Here is a 17,884-nt window from a genome sequence, read left to right as displayed (position 1 = left end):
ACCGAACTCCTCGTCCCAGCCCGGCCCTGCCCATCAGGGCACGCCGGGCACCCCGAACCAGCCAAGCCCCGGCTCCACCCCCAACAAGCCGCCCCAGCAGCCCCCGGGCAGCACGCCGGGCACCCCGAACCAGCCAGGCACCCCGAACCAGCCGGGCGCGCAGCACAACCCCACTCAGCCGCCACCGAACACCCCGCCCCCGAACCAACAACAGCAGCCGCAGGTCGTCGCGGTGCCGGTCCACCACGTGACCCCCACGCCGAACAACCAGCCCCAGCAGTCCACCCCACACACCCCGGACTCCACCCCTCACAACCCCAACCAGCCGAACTCCTCGGACAACCCGAAGCCGAACGAGACCCCGACCCCGGCCTCGGCGACCCGCAACGCCAACCCTCCGGGGGGCGTCACCGACCCCACCCGCGCCGAGCAGGACGCCCTGGAGAACTCGGTCCCGCGAGACGAGAACGGTGACCCCACCCGGCCGCCGGACCCGTCGGACGGCCGTTGGGTGGAGCGCATCAACGGCGAGGGCAGGGAAGCGCCGGGCCGCAGCAACAACTGCGCCGACACCGCCCTGTCCACGGTCGACACGTACGCCGGCAACCCCACGGCTGCCGGGGCGCGTACGCCGGACCTCGACGCGGACGGCAACCCCTCGGACCGCGGCGAGAAGGGCGGCCGCGACCGCATCGAGAACACGCTGGGCGCCCGCTTCAGCGACATGGGCAACGGGCGCGACGCGTTCAACCGCCTGGAGAACACCCTCCGCGACAGCGGGCACGGCTCACAGGCCGTGATCATCACGCAGGACGCCAACGGACGGGCGCACGCGTGGAACGCCGTCAACCACAACGGCAAGGTCACCTACATCGACGCGCAGACTGGGCAGCAGAGTTCGAAGCCGCTGCACAGTGGGGACAACGGGGTCTTCGCGATTCCGCTGGACTCGAACCGGCAGCCGGTGGCGCCGGACAGGCCCGGCGCCGCGGACTCCAACAGCCCTGATGGCAACCGCAGTAACCCTCGAACCACCCCGGAATCTTCTACCGACACAGCGCGGAGACCGGCTGCCGAACCGGCCGGCCAGCCCTCCAACGGCCAGAACACAGACGGCAAGGACCCGAACGACAAGAACAGCAACGAGGACGACAGCGGCGACAAGGGCAGCAAGGACAAGAAGGCCGGACTCGAACCACACCCGGACGACTCTCATCCACGTCTGGACCGCGAGTTCGGCGATAAGAAGGAGCAACAGGGCAACCTGGACCCGGACGATTCGCAGCAGCGCGTCCGCCAGACCAATCCTGTCTTCCGCCTGCAGCAGGGCCACGTCGACCAGCAGCTGCAGAACTGGGCCCAGAACGGTCAGCTCGCTCATGTCCTGAATGTGGCCACGGGTTCCGTGTCGGACCCCAACGCCTCCTCGGACAGGCCGCGTACCTTTACATCCGATGGGTTGAACAAGGCCCTGCCCGGATTCAAGTCCCTGAACCGGGGCGAGAAAATGCTGGTCATCTCCACGTTGGCTCGTCTCAGCCAATCGGCTCACGAGCAGTACGGCGTGAACAGCAACCCGATGGACAACGGCAAGGATTCGGAAGGCGCCGCCAAGCACAAGACCCCAGGCGAGCGCGTCAGAAAGATGATGACGAAGCTCGGGGTTCCGGAGACACACACGCCGGACCTGACTCAACGAAACTTCGCGGTAGTCGAGTTGCGGCGGGACGACGGCACCATCGAGTACGTGACGGACTCATCGTTCCCAAGCCGGTCAGGGGTTACCGGTCTGCATTCGGAACGACATCTCGCCGACTGGATCGACGACGTCAACAAGGCGAATGCGGGCACAGGGCGCAATTACACGATCACCGCCCTGTACACCGAACGTGAGCCGTGTGGCGACAAGAAGGGCGGACTCGGGAGTTCCAACTGCTCGAATCTGCTGGGTGAGCGTCTGGCGGGTGCCCCTGTGTACTACAGCACCACATACCGGGCCGACCCAGCGGATCAGCAGCGATCCGAACTCACCAGGGAACTCCAGAAACAACGCCGGGCCGAACTGAAGTTGGACCCCAGAGCCGCTCTTCCCGATGACGAAAAGAAGAAGATCACGGCTCAGGTCAAGAAGCAATTCCCGGTTACCGCCAATGAGAAGGCCCGCGATCGAGAGATGGTCAGACATGTCAGGAAGGTTGAAGCCCTCTGGAAGGGGATCGCACCGCAGCTAAAGTAGCCACTCAGCCCGTCCGTGTGCGAACACACCGAAAGTCAGCAGATTCAGCGATGAGCCATCAGACGCCCGCCCCTGCACCCGTGTCACCCGAACAAGCCCTGGCCGAGCTCCTGGAGTGGTCGGACAGCGGGACCCACCGAGTGGCCGAGCTCACCGGCCCCCCTGGGTCCGGACGGACAGAGACACTGCTGCGGCTGGGTGAGGCCCGCAGCGAGGCAGTGCTCGTGGATGCCACCGGGCTGACCTGTGAGGACGTCATCGATCGGGTCATGACGGCCGCTGGGTTCACCGCTCTGCCGGAGAAGCGGACGGACTGGGGATTCGAGCTTGAGGACTCCGCCCTCGGTGGCGGCCTGGTCATCATCGTCAATGCCCACCGTGCGGGCCGTACGCGGCGCTCCACGGAGCAGGCGCGCATGGTGCACCGCTTCGCCACTGAACTGGCCGTTGGCGGCGGTCTCAAGGTCCTGATCGAACGGGACCTGCCGGATGTCCGGTTGGCACACGATCACTTGGTTGTGGCGCTGCAACCGATCGCTTCCGAAGAGGCTACGGGGCACCTCTCTGGTGGCACGGACACCGAAGCGCTGCGTGCGCTCGCACTGGCCGAGGTCCGTCGTGTTCCCTTGCCGGTGTGGACCGTCCTCGCCCAGGCGCTGGGGACCCATGTGGGCCGGTCTCCGGATGTCGCCACAACGCTGGAGTCATCTGGCGACCTACTGGAGGCGGCAGGCGACGGCTGGGTCCGCTTCCGAGACGAGCGGCATGCCGAGACGCTGCGTCGGACCACCGATGCCGAAGTGGTACGAGCCGTCAATGTGGAGCTGGTCGCATGGCTGCGCAATCAGCCCGCGGCAGGTACGACCGGCGAGTACTTGACGCAGGGACTTGCGATGCACGCCGTGCAGGCCGGCGAGTTCGACTCCGTTCAGCGCTCCGGACGGCTTGTTGCCCGTATCGATCAAGTCGCCCTGATCGACGCGGCCCGCGCCGACGGCTCGTATGTCGTGGACGGTGCGTCCCCGGCCGGGGACGCGGTCAACTTGTGGATGTGCGGCGTCGATTCCCTGTCCCAGGGTGAATGGGCATCGTGGCTGCACCTGATGAGTATGGTGCGTGGCGATACGGAGACCGCCGCCCAGATCGCCTCATCGGGCCGGCCGCTGCCGTGGCAGGTGCGGTGGGCCCATTGGCGGCCGCCGGGTGCCCTGAACGCCGCGTACGTTCGGCCCGGTCCGCTGGGAGACCCGGTCATCGCCCCTGAGGACTATCTCCCTGGCCGGCACGCCGTTTCCGCTCCGGGGGAATGGGACGAGCGACACCGAGTCTGGGACGCCGAAACCGGCGAGGAGCTGGCCGGCCCATGGCCGGCGGCGATGCCGGCACCGGGACAACGCGAGCCGCTCTGGCTCACCGACGTGGAACGCAACGTCACACCCGAATGGGACGATCTGACCGTGTTCGAGACCCTGGAACCCCCATTCGTGTCGGATCAGGTGAGGATCGGCGAACTCCTGGTCGTGACCGGGCTCGGCGGCATTTTCGCGGTCGAGCTCCACGACCCCGCCGTCAGTCCGTGCATCAGCAAGGTGCACGGGGAGCCGCTCTTCGACGACTCCGGTTTCCTGCCCGCACTGCACGGCGGGACAGCACGGCCCCGAGGATCGTATGACCCCGACCTCTTCGAACCGGGCGTCGTACGTCGCCTGCCCACCGGCCTGGTGCCCGACGGGGTGACGGACGCGGAGGCACGCCGCGTTCTCACGGACGTCGGACTGCCCGCCTTCGAAGGCGCCGCAATCCGGCTCGAGGCGCTGGACGAAGTGGGTCTGCCCCCGCTCGACCCTGGCGACTTGTCGGCGGACGCCGGCCCAGGCGCGTACTACAAGATCGGTACGTGGGGTGCCGGTGACCTGGTCCTGCACGGCGGAACGGGGCAGGTCGTCCTGTTCAGTGCGGACGACTGGAGCGGCGCGGAAGACGACTTCGATGACAACTACTTCGACGACGAGCCCGACGACGGCGAGCAGGAAACCAGCGCCGTGTTGATCGCCGGCAGCCTTGCCGCGTTCATCGACCGGCTCCAGTACTACCTTGTGGCCCGGTGCATGCTGGCCGCGGCGGGGAGCCGCACCGAGCGCGTCGCGATCAGAGGCGATCTGGAGGACACGCTGCCCGACCTCGACGACGCAGACACGGACGCCACCTTCTGGACTGCCGCACTGCGAACCACCGACTGACCGATTCCAAGAGCCGCTCGTCCCCGCGCACCCTCACGCGAATCGGGAGCCGCCTGGCCACCCTTTCGAGTGCGCCAACTGCGCAGACTGCCTCGCGCACGAATTCGAGCGCCCCACCGGGCAGGACCGACAGCAGTACAGCGAAAAGAGCGACGAAGAAAAATCGGCTGTCCCGGAAGAGCAGAACAAGACAAAGGTCGTCTACGGCGCCGGATACCGAATGGGCGAACTCACACCCGCAGAAATGCAGAAGCTCAACGAGGATCCGAAATTCCAAGCCATGTCGGACGAGCCGAAGGCGAAGGAGATCGAGAATCGCCGAAAGGATGCCGCCGAAAAGCGCAGCACCGACATGGACCGCTACCGTGGAGAACTCGCGAGGGTCTGGATGAAACTCGCCGCCAGCGCTGACGTACCCTGATTGGTCAGGCCGGACAGAGGTGAGAACAGTGTTGAGCGAGGACGCAGAGCTGGAAATCCTGGACTGGCTGCTCGACCCTCCGAAGGCCGGGCCGATGTTGTCGCTGCGCGGATCTCCGGGGGCGGGGAAGTCGGCCCTCCTGACAGCCCTTCACGAAGACCTGCCCGATTCACTCCTCCTGGACTGCCGTGGCCTCACCGCGGAGGAAGTGCTCGACCGGCTTCTCACCCACTTCGGTCTCAAGGTCAGGCACCGCCCCCTGCGGGATCCATTGGAGGATGCGCTCGCGGGGATGCGCACAGGGGGCATCGTGCTCCTGGCCAACGTGCAATGGTCAGGCCGCCTCTTCTCCTCTCCGGACGAGGCATACGACATCCAGCGCGTCGCCGCGCAGTTCAGTCGCCGGGGTCAGGGCCATGTGCTGCCCGTCCTCGAACTCGGCGGGCCCAGCGGCCCGGCGCGGGCCGACGGTGCGGACGAGATTGTGTTGGAAGCGGAGGTCGAAGGTCCTGACCCCACCGCCCTGCTCATGGGTCACCCCGCGTTGCGCGCCCTGGCCGCAGCGGAGTTGCGTGAAATCCCCCTCCCTGTTTGGGCGTTCCTGGACACCGCGCTGGGTGGCCGGCGTACAGAGGACGACCTGCGCCGCAGCGGACAGGAACTGTCTGCCGTGTTGCTCCTGGAACGGGACGCGGACGGCGCAACGACCGTGAGGCTGTCGACGGACGCCCTCAAGCACCTGCTCCGCGAGGCCGCACCCCTCACCCGTGCCGAGCAGCAGTCGATGGCCGACGCGCTCCTCGCCGAGGCCCGACGGACAGCCGAAGGCACGGCCGACGCACGGATCGTGGCCTACGCGAATCGCGCACTCGCCGTCCATGCCGCACTCTCCGGAACGCTGCCCCAACTCATCGATGACAAGCCAGCGTTGGCCGCAGTCGCCGATCGCGACTCACTGCAGCAAGCGATCAGACTGGCGTGGCCCGAAGGCCCGCCGGTGGGCGGCGTCGCCGGCGACGCCCACTACCTGGACGGCGACGGCGTTACCCCCGACTCACAGAGCGAGTGGCTGGCCTGGCTGCACTGGGCTGCCGTAAACCGTGGGCGCCGCGGCTGGGCCGACGCGTTGGAGAACGTGAGCCCAGTACCGCTCGCCTGGCGCACCGCATGGTCGAGGTGGCGCCCCTACGGAGTCCTGGGCGACCGGCCCGAACTCGCCGGATCCGTGGACGCGGTGGACATCGGCACCATCGCCGGCACTCCCGTCGCGGCAAGCCAGTGCGATGGTTTCTTCGACAAAGAGGACGACTACGACGTCGAGTTGGGCGATACAGAAGCCCTGGAACGCGTATGGCGGCTTTCGGACGGCAGGGAGTTGCTGGCACCTCGGGTCGTCCAGCAGTTCATCACCTCTGAGGGAGCCGTGGAACGGACAGCCGGAAGTGCGCTCGAAACCCGCCGCCACATCCACTCCCCCGGCCCGGCGCCTGGTCCTGAGTCGCCGATGCGCCTGCTACCGGACTGCGGGGCAGAAGCGGTGGACGGGGAACGCTGGGTGGCGTACGGCCCGAGAGGCCTCTACGCGTTCGATGTCCTGCGCCCCGAAGACCTGACGCCTGGGACGGACTCTTGGCGGCGCTCCCTCGTCCCGTCCTTCCGCTCCACGGCCGTGTGGCCTATGCCTACCTCCGTCTCCGGACAGCGCGAAGCGCTCACCGCATGGTTTGCCACCGCATTCGGCGACCAGGCTCTGCGCCGCCTCCCCGTCACCGCCCTGCCCGCCGACCTGACCGAGCCAGAGGCCGGTGCGTTGCTCTGCGAAGTCGGCTTCCCTGAACTCGACGGAAGCGCACCGGCGTTCTTGACCACGGTGGCCGTGGACGGAGCCGAGCTCACACCTGTCGAACGTTCGGAATCCTCCGAACCCGCCTACCGCCTGGGCCATTGGCTCACCGAACCCGTCATCCTGGAGGGCCGAAGCGGCCGCGTTCTGCTCGCCTCGGTCGCCGGAACCGAACTGCTCGGGAACAGCCTGTCCCAATTCATGACCCTGGTCGGCCTGTACCGCCTCCTGCCCTTGAGTGACTTCCCCCGCGGGAGCGCCGAGAAGGCCGACACTCACTGGAGCGTGAAGGCCTGGGCGAAGGAGATCGACCCCGAAGCCGCCGCATCGTCCAACTGGCAAGCAGCACTGGGCGGATACCTGGATGACCCGGAATCGCTCTGACACGGGCGCCGGAACCGCACCGGAACCCCCGTCACGCTGAGAACTGAAGCCCATGACCCACGCTGCCGAGGGTCCCATCCCCGACTGGGGGCCAGGTCGCTGGCTTGCGCGCGCTCGCCGCTCAGAGTGATGCCCATCACCATGAAAGGACGCTGCCCACTGTGCATTCTCACCTCAACCTGGAGGGAGCCTCGGACCAGATCAACTCACAGCTATCTGAACTTCCACCCAAGCGGGGCATTATCTACGTCGATGGCCCCTCCGGAGCCGGAAAGACTGCACTTCTGGCAGATTTCGCCGCCAGCACCCCTGGGGACACCACGGTGGCTCGCCCGACCCCGTCGCCGGCAGCAGCCTCAGTCAGTTCTTCGCCATGGTCCGGTTGTACGACGAGTTCCGCAGGACACACTTCCCCTACACAGCCGACCACAAGGACGCGCAGCACAACCTCGCCAGGTGGTGCGAGCAGATCGACGGTGCCGCCGCCCGGGCCGAGGCCTGGACACTCATCCTCGAGGGGCACGACTTCGAGGACAGCACCTGGGACTTGGCCTCCTACGGGGCTGCATGGGTCTGACACCGTGGGCCAACCGGCAGACCTTTCAACCAGATTGGCGTGACGGGGTGTCTTCGGTGTGACCTTCTGGCCGAGCGCCGTGGCCCAGAACACATCGCGGCATACTGCCGCCCCGCCCCCGTGCGTGCGGCGATCCCGTGGGTACGGCAGCCACCGGGCAAGTTTTGCGGTCATTCCCCGAGCGTCTGGCGATGATGCACTGCTGGCAGACGGAGAAGTACGCCGAATCGAGGATCAAGTGGAATCGACACCTGAGCGGGCACTCCAACAGGCCGAAGCTTGGCTCACCGAGCCTCATCGCCTGTACCGGACCCTCGCCGTCCGGGGTGCATCGGGATCCGGGAAGAGCGCCTTGCTCGGCGAGCTGGCAGCCAGGATTCCGGGTGCCGTCCACGTCGATTGCCAAGGCAGGACCGCGGATGACATAGCCCATCACCTCCTCCGCGCCTGGGGCGTCGCCGACTCTCCGGCCTCACTCGTTGACGGTGCCAAACGTATTCGGAGAGGCGGCGTCGCACTGCTGGCCAACGTTCAGTGGGCCACCATGCTGCAGAACTACGTACTGGGGCGGTGCCTGCTGCCCATGGCATCAAGCCGGACGGAGCGCAAGGACATCCGGGATGAGATCGAGAACATGCTGACCGCAATCGACGAGGACTGCGGAAGCGCCCGGGCCTGGACCTACACGCTCCATGACAACGGCTGAAGCGAGGTCGTGGCGGCGAGAGGTGTACCCGGGAAGACGGACGCCCTTGTCATCCCTCCAGGTCACGTCGCGAAGCATCTGGCGTGCATGCTCCCCGATACGCCGCCCAGAACCTCCGACCAAGCCCTCCAGACCGTCCGCGCACCCCACCCCCAGCCCGAACTCCCGCCCCCGTAGGCCCGGCCGGATCAGTACAACGAGAACCCCCCGCTGTGACGCCCCTGCCCCTTCTTCGGTGGCTGAGAGGACTGGCTCTGCGGACCCTTCTGTTCAGGGGACTCAGAAGAGGCGCCACCGCCCGTCAGTGCCTCCCCGTGCCTGACCCGGTCGCGCTCCTCCTCCGACAGCGACTCCCACTGACCGCGCAGGGACGCCATGCCTCCGCCCATGGCGCGTGCCACCGCGGGGTCGTCCAGGGCGTCGCGCAGGGCGAGGCGGCCGGAGAGCATCCTCTTGGCGGCCTCCTGCATGTCTTTGCTGACACCGTCGGTCTCGGTCAGCTTGCGCAGGGCGGAGTTCAGTGAACGTATCTGCGCCGGTTCGAGCGCCTCGTCCAGCACGCCTCGATCCTGCGAGGGCTCCTGCGGATTCGATGGGTTCTGGGGTTGGCCGGTCATGTCGTCTCTCCTCGATGCGTCTCGCCGCTCGACATCCCCAGTATCTCGCGTCACGTGCGGATGCCGCCGGAGGATAGTCTCGCCCAGTCAACTTCGCGTTGATCCATATTCGTTCACGCAAATCACGGGGTTCCAGGCATGTCGACGCCTCCACCGCAGTACCCGAACCAGCCCTACGGCCAACCCCAACCGCCGTACGGGCAGGCACAACAACCCTACGGCCAGCCGCAGCAGCCGTACGGATACCCGCCGCAGCCACAGCCGCCTCGCGGTCCGCAGCGCCCGCAGCCGGGAGCGGCTTTGCGGATGGTAAAGGCGGCCGTCGTCGTCATAGCGATCTTCGGCGGGCTGGGCTACTACGTCTGGGACTACAACACCAGCCCCACCGGCGGCAAAGCCAAGGCAGAGGCTTCGGCGTCGGCGGCAGCCGAGGAGGCGAAGACACACGACCCGGAGATCGGTGACTGTGTCAAGGTCGCGGACCCCCAGGGCAAGCCGCTGCCCACGGTCGTCGACTGTGGCTCGCCCGAGGCCGAGTACAAGACGGGTGCCCTCCTGCCCGGCCAGAACCAGGAGTGCGAGTCGAAGTACGACTACGGCATCCAGTACCGCAACACCCGGGGCTTCGACTACACGTTGTGCTTCACCGAGGTGTGAGCTTCGGTTCGCGTTCCGGCATGGCCGCCGTCCGCAGTCGCGGGTGGCGGCCGTACTCGGATCAGGTGCTCGGCCGGGCAGCGCTCCGTGCGTGAACTCACCCCCACCGGCGCTCTCCATTTAATTCCTACGAGCCCCCAAGGAGGCACCCCCGTGCCGGAACCCATCGACTCTCTCCTCCACGACGCCTCCGGCAAGGACCGTGGCCTGCGCAGGGCCGCGGAGGACGGCCTGGTCGCCATCGGCCCTCAGGTCGTCGAGTCGCTGTTGCCGCACGTAGGCATCGCCTCCCGATCCCTTCTGAAATGGAGCGCCGAATCCGTCCTGAGGCGTCTCGGCGACGAGGCACTGCCTCGCCTTCGCGAGATACGTCGGCATGGTCCGGGCCGTCTGCGCGGCAACGCCCTCAAGGTCCTGGTCGACCTGGGCGGCGCCGAGTGCCTCGACGAGGTCGATCGCCGCACTGTGGAACGGCTCGTGCGGATCAAGCTGCTGGACGAACTCCCGGTGCAGACACCCTCGGAGGGCGGCCGCTGGCTGGCCTTCCCGGCGGACCGGCTCGACGACGCCGTAGCCGCACTCGGCCTGCATGATCTCCGGCCGGTGACCACCGTCATGGGTGTGGACGCCACCACGCGCGCCGCCGACTCGATGGAGTTCAAGGATTCATCGGGCAGGGCTCGGACCGCCTACCGGGTCTTCATCACCCCGGAATTCGAAAGCTGGAGCTCGGCTCTGGCCATCAGTAATTGGCGCATGCTGTGGGGCAATTCTTTCATCGACGAACTCGACGGCTTCATGCAGGCAGACAAACTGAGCAAACACTGCGGCGAGGCCCACCTCTACCTTCTCGACCCCTACCACTCGGCCGAGAACTGGTACGTCGCCCGCAACGGTCGCAGAGTGCGCGGTTACGGCACCTACTCAGACCCGGAGTTCCTGGGACAACCGCTGCCCTTCGAGATCGAGTACAGGGAGAACGCGGTGGACGAGGAGGAGGCCGAGCAATACGCCGAGGGCGTCCCGGACGCGCTCACGGCAGCCTTCAACCTCTCTGTCGAGCCCGGCCCGATGCACGCGGACGGCACCCACGGCCACGGCTGGCTCGCCACCACGCACCCCGACGTGCCCAACTCCCGTTTCAGGGGCGCCCTGTCCATCTGAGCAAGGTTCGGCGGCACGGACGAGCGCCGTGCCGCCGAGCGCCGAATCATCCGAAGCGCCCTTCACACCGTCCGCTCCGCCCCCGACGCCCGTCTCCTGATCTCACTGATAACTTGCTGTTCTTACTTGTTCACTCCGTGGGAATCCGATGAGCCAGCCGCCGTTTCAACCGCCGCCGCAGCCACCCCAGCCGCCCCAGCCTCCGCAGGACGCCAGCAACCCGTACGCGCAGCCGACCCCGCCGCAGCAGGCGCCGGGATTCGGCGCACCAGGATTCGGCGCACCGGGATTCGGCGCACCGGGATTCGGCCCGCCGTCCGCACCCGGCCAGCCCCCGATGCAGGCGGGTCCGCCGCCCGTCCCCGGCCAGCCCCCCATGCACCCCGGAGCACCCCCTGTCCCGGGACACCCGGTGCAACCGATGTACCCGATGCACCAGGCCCCGCCGTTCCAGGCGCCGTACGGGCAGCGGCCGAACGCAAGCGGTCATCCCGTGGGTGCGGTCTTCCTCGGTTTCTTCGCGTCGGTCGTGGTCTCGCTGCTCTACAGCGGTCTCATCCTGGCCACGTACAAGGACCAGTCGGTCACGACGGCCAACACCCTCTATCTGGGTCACGCACTGCTCAACGGAGCGATTGTCGGCTGGTTGGTCGGCATGGTGGGTCACCGGAACACTGGCGCCCACGTCTGGGGCGCCGTCATAGCCGCGCTCGGCGCGTTCTTCGGCTACACCAACTCCATCCCGCTCGTAGTCGCCGAGGCCGAGTCACCCGGTGCCGTCTGGGACCTGTTCAGGTACGAGCCCGTCTGGCCGGCCAAGGCCTGGTGGAACAACGAGACGGACGGCGGAGTCGACTGGTTCTCCCCCCTCGGCCTGCTACTCGCCGCGGCCGCGGCCTGGGGCGTGGCGTACCTCATCGGCAGCAGGCGCCGTCAGAGGTGATCTCCTCGGTTGCCGCCCGGGTCCTCTTCCGGGCGCCCGGCCGGTAACTCCCCCAGTTCGGCTTCAGCGAAGAGCGGGGCTAGCGAAGAGCAGGGCTGTCGCCAATCCCCGCCAACGCCACGGCGACACAGACAACCACCATCGCCCAGCGGGTACGGCCCCTCCGGGCAAGCACAAATCCGCAGCCGCCGAGCACGGCCCCCACGGCGTAAGAGGCGACCCAGACCCCGCCCGCGTCGCCCCCGCCAAGCCGTACGACGATCAGCCCGAGGCAGACGACGGCGGCCAACCCGGCGAACGCCGCGTACATCCCACGGGCCCGCCGCTCATCGCCCTCCCGTTGCTCCGCGAGCCCCGCCCGGGCCCCGGCCCGGAACCGCGCACGCAGCTCGTCGTCGCCCCCGCCCGGCGGCATCCCCATGGGCCTACGCTCCCTCGAGCGAGGCCAGCACGAACGTCAACGGCAGCGTGACGAGGGCGAGGCCGAGCCCCGCCGCGGCCATCCCGGCACGGATCTCGTTCTTGCCCCGCACGCCCAGGTACGCGGCGATCACCGGCAGGACGCCACACAACAACAGGCTGAAGCGCCAGCCCTCTTCCGTGATGAAGAAGACCATGACGGCCAGACAGACCGGCACCGAGACGACGCTCATCACGCGGGAGCGCGAGAGGAAGAGCTCGAGGTTGTCGGCCCCACCGAAGAAACTCATGATCGCCCGGGCTCCTAGCGCCTATACCGCGGCATGGTCGTAACCACTGCTACCCACCTGCGGGAATCCGTCCGCGGCGGAGAACCCGTTGACGGCCGTCGACATGACCACGCCGAGCGCGCTCAGCGCCGACGCGAACGCGTCGAACGCCCTGGACGCCTCGGCCCACAGCTGCATGAGCCGGATGGCCTCGGCCGCGGCCAGCGCGAACATGGCCGCCGACGCAACCTGACCGCCGACCGGAATCGCGTTGACGGCCTGCGCCGCGAGCAGGTTGACCAGCCAGATGACGAGCAGGTCGCAGAACATCACCAGGAACGACTTCAGGAATTCCGCGAACTGGAACGCCATCTGCGCCGCTTGCGCATAGCAGCTCTGCAGGGACTTGAACGTCTCCTTGATCTCCTCGAGTTTCTTGGTGAACTCGTCGAAGTAGACGGACGCGGCGTTCGCGGCGTTGCCGTCCCAGGTCAGACCGACGTTCTGAGTGCCCTTGCGGACATTGGCGGCCACCGAGTCGCAGAAGGACGCCAGATTGCCCCACACGTCGGAGCAGTCGTTGTACTTGTTCCAGTCTCCGAACACCCAGTTCGTCACTTCGGCGAAGGGGTCGAAGTCGAAGAGCAGCTTGGACGCCTCCACGGCCATCGCCGAGGGGCTGCCCAGGTCGAGGAGGCTGCCCAGCGACTTCTGCACGGGACTCATCTGGAATTCGTCCGCATGTCCCGACGCGTACTTGACGATGGGGTTGCTGGGGTCACCCGGAGGCTTCAGCACATCCACGGCGTCATTGGCGTCGGAGAAGTCCTGCGGATCGCCCCCCGAGCCGCCGCCCGACACCTTGGAGCCCGGATAGGTCGCATCGAGCTTGGCGGCTTCGTCGGTGTCCGTCGCCCGGTAGTACTTGGCCGTGCCGGTCAGTTCCTTCTCGGACGACTCAAGAAGGCTCTTGACCTTCCCCAGGGCCTTCTTGGCCTCATTGACGTACTGCTCGTGGTCGCCCGCGACGAGGTCCCAGGCCGCTCCGCCCACCGACGCGTCGATCTGGGCGTGATTACCGGTGTACGAGACCGCCTGCGCACTGCCGTCCGCGGCACGCCCCACGAGCTTGGAGAAGCCGTCGAGCGCACCGGGTTCCACACGAAAGTTCATTTCTCCCCCATTGCCTGCGTCAGAACTACGACGGTTCGGCACCTCGGTATCCGAGGCGCCCGGGTGCCTCAGTACAAGGACCAGCCACGCCCGTCGTGACGCGACTTCTCGCCGGACCGGTTCTCGGACGCCGCGCGGCGCTCCTCCTCGAGCTCCCGCCGCCCCTCCTCGAGCCGGCGCTCTCCCTCCGCCGCGAGCGCCTCACGCTCGCTGTCGGACATGGCGGCCCATTTCTCGGCGAGCGGCGCGGACTGTACGACGGCCTCCTCGGCGTAGGCCGACACATCGGCCGCCTCACGCAGCCCCATACGGCCGGAGAGAACCTCCTGGGCCATCTCCTTCATCGCCGGACCACCCAGCCCCGAGGCGAGATGCTCCAGCGACTGCCGCAGCATCTTGGCCTGGGCGGCGTCCTGCTGGGTCATCTCCAAAAACTCGGAGTCGTCCACGGGCTTGCCGGAACTGTTGGCGGCGCTGTCCAAGGGATTACCTCATCGGAGGTTCGGCGGGTGTCGACCGGCGTGAACCTACCAACGCACGCGCGAACGCTTCAACACACGGTGAGTGGGAGCACCTCGCAGCGAGGCCGTATCGTCCCTGCACTCTTGCGAATTGACCAGCAGGTGGCTGAGCGTGAAGGTTCCGAGGAGAATTGCGCGCCGACGATCGGATTCATCAGATAGGGCGACGATCCACCCATATTGGACCTTTTTTGAGAAACTGCCCATTGCGCATAGGTCTGGCGGCTGGCGGCGCGCAATAGGTCTGGCGGCTGGCGGCTTCGATGCAGCTGCAGCACCTCAGCGCTGAACAGCCCGCCCTCCCCCGCCGGAGCCATGCACCGGCGCATCCCGCTCAGCACGCTCCCGGTCCAGGTCCGCCTGCTGCCGCGCATCCCACTCCACGAACCGGGCCGCGGACTGCTGGCGTTCCGCGTACGTCTGATCGTCTGCGGCCCGGCGGATCTCGTGCATCCGCTGGTACACGGCCTCGGTGTAGCGGGGGTCCTGGAAGGCGTCCTCGATGTCGACGCCCCCGCTCAGCACGGACCGCGCCATCTCACGCAGGTCCGGGCCGAGCGAGGTCGCGCCGGCGATGGTGCGCAGGGAGCGGTGCAGCCGTAGGGCCTGCTCGGGGTCCCGGGCGATGCCCATGAGTTCCTCGTCCTGGATTTCCCGGTCCGCGGTCATGGGTGCGGTGCGTCCTTAGTGTCGGCGGTGTCGGCGGTGGAGGGAGTGGAGGTCGTGGAGGGCGTACTGGCGCTCAGGAGCAGTGGTCGCGTCACCCGAACTCGTTCCGAGCCCAGTCGTCCGCTTGCGCCGAGGAGGTGGACGAGCCCGGGCGGGTCGCGGAGGTCGTGGGCGCACCGCGGCTGGACGTCCGTGCGGCGTCCGAGGCGCCGGAGGACCCGGAGGCCTGCACATCACCGTCGCCGGCGTTGGCGTTGGCGTTGGCGTTGGCGTTGGCGTTGGCACCATGCCCGACGAACGCGTCGACCCCCTGCTGTGCGCGATCCCCGACCGCGCCCGTGACGGTCTCCTTCGCGTGATCCACGTACGTATTCGGATCCGCGTAGCCGGCGAGCGAGGACCCCTCACCCCCGGTGACCTCGTTCTTCAGGCCGCCCAGATACTCACCGGCCGCCGTCTTGGCGACGTCCGCCGTCTCGCCGAGGTCGATTCCGGACCGCGCGTCGAAGTAGGCCTCGATGCTCTGCTGACCGACGTTCTGGGCCATGCCGACGGCGGCCTCGCGGGCCTTGTCCTTGGCGGCGTCGACGACCTTCTCCTGGACGAACTGCTTGACCTGGTCCTTGACCACCTTCTTGGCGACCTTCTTGAGGGCGTCCATGGTGGCGTGCTCCATGGCCTTGGTGACCGCCTCCATGACCTCCTTCTTGAGCCTGTCCAGCAGCTCGCGGACGATCAACCGGGTGGCCTGCGTCGCACCCAGCGCGCCGACCTCGGACAGTCCGAAGGTGAACGGCGCCGCCGCCTGCGCCGCGATGATCTCGATGGCCAGGGCGATGAGCTGGGCGATCACGGACAACTTCGCCGTCAGGACCGCGATTGCGGCCGCGTCGAAGGCGAAGGCGATCACTTCGCAGGCGGTCTTCGCGTCCGGGAGGTAACTGTCCTCGCCGTTCGCGCCCGTGTAGGCGCCCCAGTCCTTGCTGAAGCCCTCGATGGCGGAGCCGAAGTTGGAGGCGACGACGGTGCGGGCCAGACCCTCGCCCTGCGCCTCGATCTTCTCCAGTTCAGTACCGAAGCTCCGCCAGGTCTCGGCGACCTGGTGCAGCGCTTCTTCGTCGGCCTCGGGCCAGCTGTAGCCGAGGAGGTCGAGCACCCAGACGAGCTCGCCGGGCAGTGTGAGCGACATACCGATAACCCCGAATTCGCTTAGAGTTGACCGGCGATGCCGCCCAGCAGGCCACTGTTCGACGCATCGGATGCGTCGTAGTTGCGAGCGTTGTCCTGCAGGTTGTGCCCGATCTTCTGGAGCCGTTCCGCGAGACTGTCCATCGACGTGAAGATTCCGTCACGAATTGGGGTGTAAATCTCCCCGAAGATCTCCCCGAAATCGGCGTCCGCCCAGGGCTCACCGATCCCTTCCAGGTCTCCCTGAAGGCGCTTGGAAGCCTTCGCGAAATCACCGCCAAGATCGGCGAACATCTGCCCCTGCTGACGTAGTACAGCCGTGTCCACGCTAAAGGTGTCGAACATCGTCACTCTCCCCCGAACTCCCTTTACAGCACGTCGTATTGCGCGACAGACCGATAGCTTAGACTCCTCGCGCACGCCCCAGAAACCCCATCGGTCAAGAGATCGTCAAGTTATTCAAAGGGATCCCAAGTGGTGACAACACGGCCGCGTTACAGCAGCTCAGCGAGCCCGTGGCTGGGAAGGCTCATCGGATTGGGACTGCTTCTCACGGCCACGGCCATCGCCACGGTGACCATTCCAGAACTCCGCAGTGAACTCGCCGGTGACGGCACGACAGGGACCCTCACGGTTTCTTCATGCGAGACGCACACGAGGACCCACTACGGCACGCGTCGTCGTTCCAGCGAACTCAAGTTCAGCTGCACCGGCAGCTGGACCGCGCAACACGGCGCGACTTCTTACCAAAACATAGAAGTGGACACTTCATCGCGTTTCGAGGCCGGGTCGAAAATCCCCGTGGTGCAAGTAGAAGACACCTTCGAACAACCGCAGGACCGGGACCCCGGAGACGACGCCGCGATTCTCGCGCTGTGCCTCTCCTTGCTGGCATCCGGCATCTTCTGCCTTCTCACCGGCTTCGGCTCCCGCAACGGCCCCGGTTTCACGGCGTCCTGGAATTCCCTGCCGGCCTCTTCCATCACCGGCCCCCTCGTGGGAGGCCTCTTCACCCTGGGCATCCTTGCGGCAGCCGTCTGCGCCGTCGCCCTGTGATGCCCGTCATCCGCACTCTGAGGAGCCACCCCCAATGACACAAGTACAAGGCACCCCCTCGCCGAACACCAGCGCCCCCGGCGACCGTTCGGGCCTCGGCCGCCTCATCGGCGCGGGCCTGATCCTCGTAAGCCTGGTCCTCATGGCCCTGGGCGCCTACCTCGGCCCCTACTCCTACGCCACGTCCACCCCGGGCAAGCTCACCGTCGAGACCTGCACCGTCGACTACAAGTACCGCTCGAGCACGTCGAGCAGTTCACGCAAGAAGACCAAGACCAAGTGGTGCTACGGCACCTTCACCGCGACCGACGGCTCCACCAAGGACATCAACGCCGAGCTGAAGAGCGACGCCCTGCACCAGCGCGGGGACGTGATCGAGGCCCTCAAGACCGGCGAGACGTCCTACCAGCAGGACCACGGGTGGGTCGGCGCGATCGCGGTCGGCGCTGTGTGGTGGTTCGCAGCTCTGATCCTCCTCTCCCTCGGCCTCCTCTGCACCGCCACTGGCTTCGTCTTTGGCGGTGCGTCCGACTTCCGCCATGCGAAGGAGGCTGCGGGTCAGGGCCTGATCAGCACGGTCTACACACTGATCGTGGTGGGTGTGTGCGGCTTCGCGGTCAGCCTCTTGGTGATGTTCCTCTTGTGACGGACACCCCGGCTGTCGAGCAGCCGACGAGTATCGCGCCCCGCCCAACTGGCTCGGGGGGGGGGGGAAAGGGGGGGGGGGGGTTTTGCTGCACCCCCCCCGTGTCGGAAACCTCCGGGGACAAAACACAAAAAAGAAAGAAAGAGGCCCCGAG

Annotated in this window: 19 protein-coding genes; 11 read left to right on the top strand and 8 right to left on the bottom strand. The window is 67.1% G+C overall.

The features are described from left to right. Positions 1-247: 247 nt before the first annotated feature. The 6 genes from ACFQ6S_RS28810 to ACFQ6S_RS28785 all read left to right on the top strand — a co-directional run bounded on the left by ACFQ6S_RS28810 (position 248) and on the right by ACFQ6S_RS28785 (position 8,407). The gene (locus tag ACFQ6S_RS28810) at positions 248-2,236 is read left to right on the top strand and encodes a toxin glutamine deamidase domain-containing protein (RefSeq protein ID WP_383415772.1); all 1,989 of its coding nucleotides are present in this window, start codon (positions 248-250) and stop codon (positions 2,234-2,236) included. A 140-nt stretch (positions 2,237-2,376) separates the two neighbouring features. Then, entirely contained in the window at positions 2,377-4,476 is a 2,100-nt protein-coding gene (locus ACFQ6S_RS28805) for an SUKH-4 family immunity protein (RefSeq protein ID WP_383415769.1), read from the top strand. A gap of 244 nt (positions 4,477-4,720) precedes the next feature. Continuing rightward, positions 4,721-4,897 carry a hypothetical protein gene (locus ACFQ6S_RS28800; protein ID WP_383415766.1) on the top strand — a complete coding sequence of 59 codons (177 nt, stop codon included), beginning with the start codon at positions 4,721-4,723 and terminating at the stop codon, positions 4,895-4,897. Between the two features lie 31 nt (positions 4,898-4,928). Next, positions 4,929-7,124 (top strand): SUKH-4 family immunity protein, encoded by a 2,196-nt coding sequence (locus ACFQ6S_RS28795; protein ID WP_383415763.1) that lies wholly within the window; start codon positions 4,929-4,931, stop codon positions 7,122-7,124. Positions 7,125-7,497: 373 nt separating this feature from the next. After that, positions 7,498-7,701: a hypothetical protein gene (locus ACFQ6S_RS28790; RefSeq protein ID WP_383415761.1), complete on the top strand. Its 204-nt coding sequence runs from the start codon at positions 7,498-7,500 to the stop codon at positions 7,699-7,701. Positions 7,702-8,245: 544 nt separating this feature from the next. Next, the gene (locus tag ACFQ6S_RS28785) at positions 8,246-8,407 is read left to right on the top strand and encodes a hypothetical protein (protein WP_383415758.1); all 162 of its coding nucleotides are present in this window, start codon (positions 8,246-8,248) and stop codon (positions 8,405-8,407) included. 188 nt (positions 8,408-8,595) lie between these two features. Here the strand turns inward: ACFQ6S_RS28785 and ACFQ6S_RS28780 are convergent, their stop codons facing one another. Further along, positions 8,596-9,024: a hypothetical protein gene (locus ACFQ6S_RS28780; RefSeq protein WP_383415755.1), complete on the bottom strand. Its 429-nt coding sequence runs from the start codon at positions 9,022-9,024 to the stop codon at positions 8,596-8,598. Between the two features lie 306 nt (positions 9,025-9,330). Between ACFQ6S_RS28780 and ACFQ6S_RS28775 the strand changes: the two genes are divergently transcribed. From ACFQ6S_RS28775 to ACFQ6S_RS28765, 3 genes are all read left to right on the top strand, one after another. Beyond that, positions 9,331-9,681, top strand: a complete 351-nt coding sequence (locus ACFQ6S_RS28775; RefSeq protein WP_383415752.1) for a hypothetical protein — start codon at positions 9,331-9,333, stop codon at positions 9,679-9,681. A gap of 153 nt (positions 9,682-9,834) precedes the next feature. After that, complete coding sequence (locus tag ACFQ6S_RS28770; RefSeq protein WP_383415749.1) at positions 9,835-10,845, top strand: hypothetical protein; 1,011 nt, start codon at positions 9,835-9,837, stop codon at positions 10,843-10,845. Positions 10,846-11,266: 421 nt separating this feature from the next. After that, positions 11,267-11,788: a hypothetical protein gene (locus tag ACFQ6S_RS28765; RefSeq protein ID WP_383415747.1), complete on the top strand. Its 522-nt coding sequence runs from the start codon at positions 11,267-11,269 to the stop codon at positions 11,786-11,788. Positions 11,789-11,867: 79 nt separating this feature from the next. On the opposite strand, the gene ACFQ6S_RS28760 is transcribed toward ACFQ6S_RS28765, so the two are convergent. From ACFQ6S_RS28760 to ACFQ6S_RS28730, 7 genes are all read right to left on the bottom strand, one after another. After that, complete coding sequence (locus ACFQ6S_RS28760; RefSeq protein ID WP_383415744.1) at positions 11,868-12,209, bottom strand: hypothetical protein; 342 nt, start codon at positions 12,207-12,209, stop codon at positions 11,868-11,870. 4 nt (positions 12,210-12,213) lie between these two features. After that, positions 12,214-12,498 (bottom strand): hypothetical protein, encoded by a 285-nt coding sequence (locus ACFQ6S_RS28755; protein ID WP_383415742.1) that lies wholly within the window; start codon positions 12,496-12,498, stop codon positions 12,214-12,216. A 21-nt stretch (positions 12,499-12,519) separates the two neighbouring features. After that, positions 12,520-13,650: a hypothetical protein gene (locus tag ACFQ6S_RS28750; RefSeq protein ID WP_383415739.1), complete on the bottom strand. Its 1,131-nt coding sequence runs from the start codon at positions 13,648-13,650 to the stop codon at positions 12,520-12,522. 68 nt (positions 13,651-13,718) lie between these two features. Then, the gene (locus ACFQ6S_RS28745; protein ID WP_383415736.1) at positions 13,719-14,132 is read right to left on the bottom strand and encodes a hypothetical protein; all 414 of its coding nucleotides are present in this window, start codon (positions 14,130-14,132) and stop codon (positions 13,719-13,721) included. Positions 14,133-14,450: 318 nt separating this feature from the next. After that, positions 14,451-14,840, bottom strand: a complete 390-nt coding sequence (locus tag ACFQ6S_RS28740) for a hypothetical protein (RefSeq protein ID WP_383415733.1) — start codon at positions 14,838-14,840, stop codon at positions 14,451-14,453. Positions 14,841-14,931: 91 nt separating this feature from the next. After that, complete coding sequence (locus ACFQ6S_RS28735; protein WP_383415730.1) at positions 14,932-16,029, bottom strand: PE-PGRS family protein; 1,098 nt, start codon at positions 16,027-16,029, stop codon at positions 14,932-14,934. 20 nt (positions 16,030-16,049) lie between these two features. Further along, positions 16,050-16,373, bottom strand: a complete 324-nt coding sequence (locus tag ACFQ6S_RS28730) for a WXG100 family type VII secretion target (protein WP_383415890.1) — start codon at positions 16,371-16,373, stop codon at positions 16,050-16,052. A 192-nt stretch (positions 16,374-16,565) separates the two neighbouring features. Between ACFQ6S_RS28730 and ACFQ6S_RS28725 the strand changes: the two genes are divergently transcribed. Further along, positions 16,566-17,084, top strand: coding sequence for a hypothetical protein (locus ACFQ6S_RS28725; protein ID WP_383415727.1), 519 nt, complete (start codon positions 16,566-16,568; stop codon positions 17,082-17,084). A gap of 34 nt (positions 17,085-17,118) precedes the next feature. Continuing rightward, entirely contained in the window at positions 17,119-17,730 is a 612-nt protein-coding gene (locus ACFQ6S_RS28720) for a hypothetical protein (protein WP_383415725.1), read from the top strand. Positions 17,731-17,884: the final 154 nt, after the last annotated feature.

The sequence above is a fragment of the Streptomyces sp. NPDC056479 genome (genome assembly GCF_042795335.1).
Lineage (GTDB): Bacteria > Actinomycetota > Actinomycetes > Streptomycetales > Streptomycetaceae > Streptomyces.
This window is presented reverse-complemented; position numbering and strand designations above follow the sequence as displayed.

Coding starts and splice junctions, on each gene's coding strand:
- ACFQ6S_RS28800 (WP_383415766.1), top strand. CDS start 4,721: ATGCAGAAGCTCAACGAGGATCCGAAATTCCAAGCCATGTCGGACGAG.
- ACFQ6S_RS28790 (WP_383415761.1), top strand. CDS start 7,498: ATGGTCCGGTTGTACGACGAGTTCCGCAGGACACACTTCCCCTACACA.
- ACFQ6S_RS28785 (WP_383415758.1), top strand. CDS start 8,246: ATGCTGCAGAACTACGTACTGGGGCGGTGCCTGCTGCCCATGGCATCA.
- ACFQ6S_RS28780 (WP_383415755.1), bottom strand. CDS start 9,024: ATGACCGGCCAACCCCAGAACCCATCGAATCCGCAGGAGCCCTCGCAG.
- ACFQ6S_RS28775 (WP_383415752.1), top strand. CDS start 9,331: ATGGTAAAGGCGGCCGTCGTCGTCATAGCGATCTTCGGCGGGCTGGGC.
- ACFQ6S_RS28765 (WP_383415747.1), top strand. CDS start 11,267: ATGTACCCGATGCACCAGGCCCCGCCGTTCCAGGCGCCGTACGGGCAG.
- ACFQ6S_RS28760 (WP_383415744.1), bottom strand. CDS start 12,209: ATGGGGATGCCGCCGGGCGGGGGCGACGACGAGCTGCGTGCGCGGTTC.
- ACFQ6S_RS28755 (WP_383415742.1), bottom strand. CDS start 12,498: ATGAGTTTCTTCGGTGGGGCCGACAACCTCGAGCTCTTCCTCTCGCGC.
- ACFQ6S_RS28750 (WP_383415739.1), bottom strand. CDS start 13,650: ATGAACTTTCGTGTGGAACCCGGTGCGCTCGACGGCTTCTCCAAGCTC.
- ACFQ6S_RS28740 (WP_383415733.1), bottom strand. CDS start 14,840: ATGACCGCGGACCGGGAAATCCAGGACGAGGAACTCATGGGCATCGCC.
- ACFQ6S_RS28735 (WP_383415730.1), bottom strand. CDS start 16,029: ATGTCGCTCACACTGCCCGGCGAGCTCGTCTGGGTGCTCGACCTCCTC.
- ACFQ6S_RS28730 (WP_383415890.1), bottom strand. CDS start 16,373: ATGTTCGACACCTTTAGCGTGGACACGGCTGTACTACGTCAGCAGGGG.
- ACFQ6S_RS28720 (WP_383415725.1), top strand. CDS start 17,119: ATGACACAAGTACAAGGCACCCCCTCGCCGAACACCAGCGCCCCCGGC.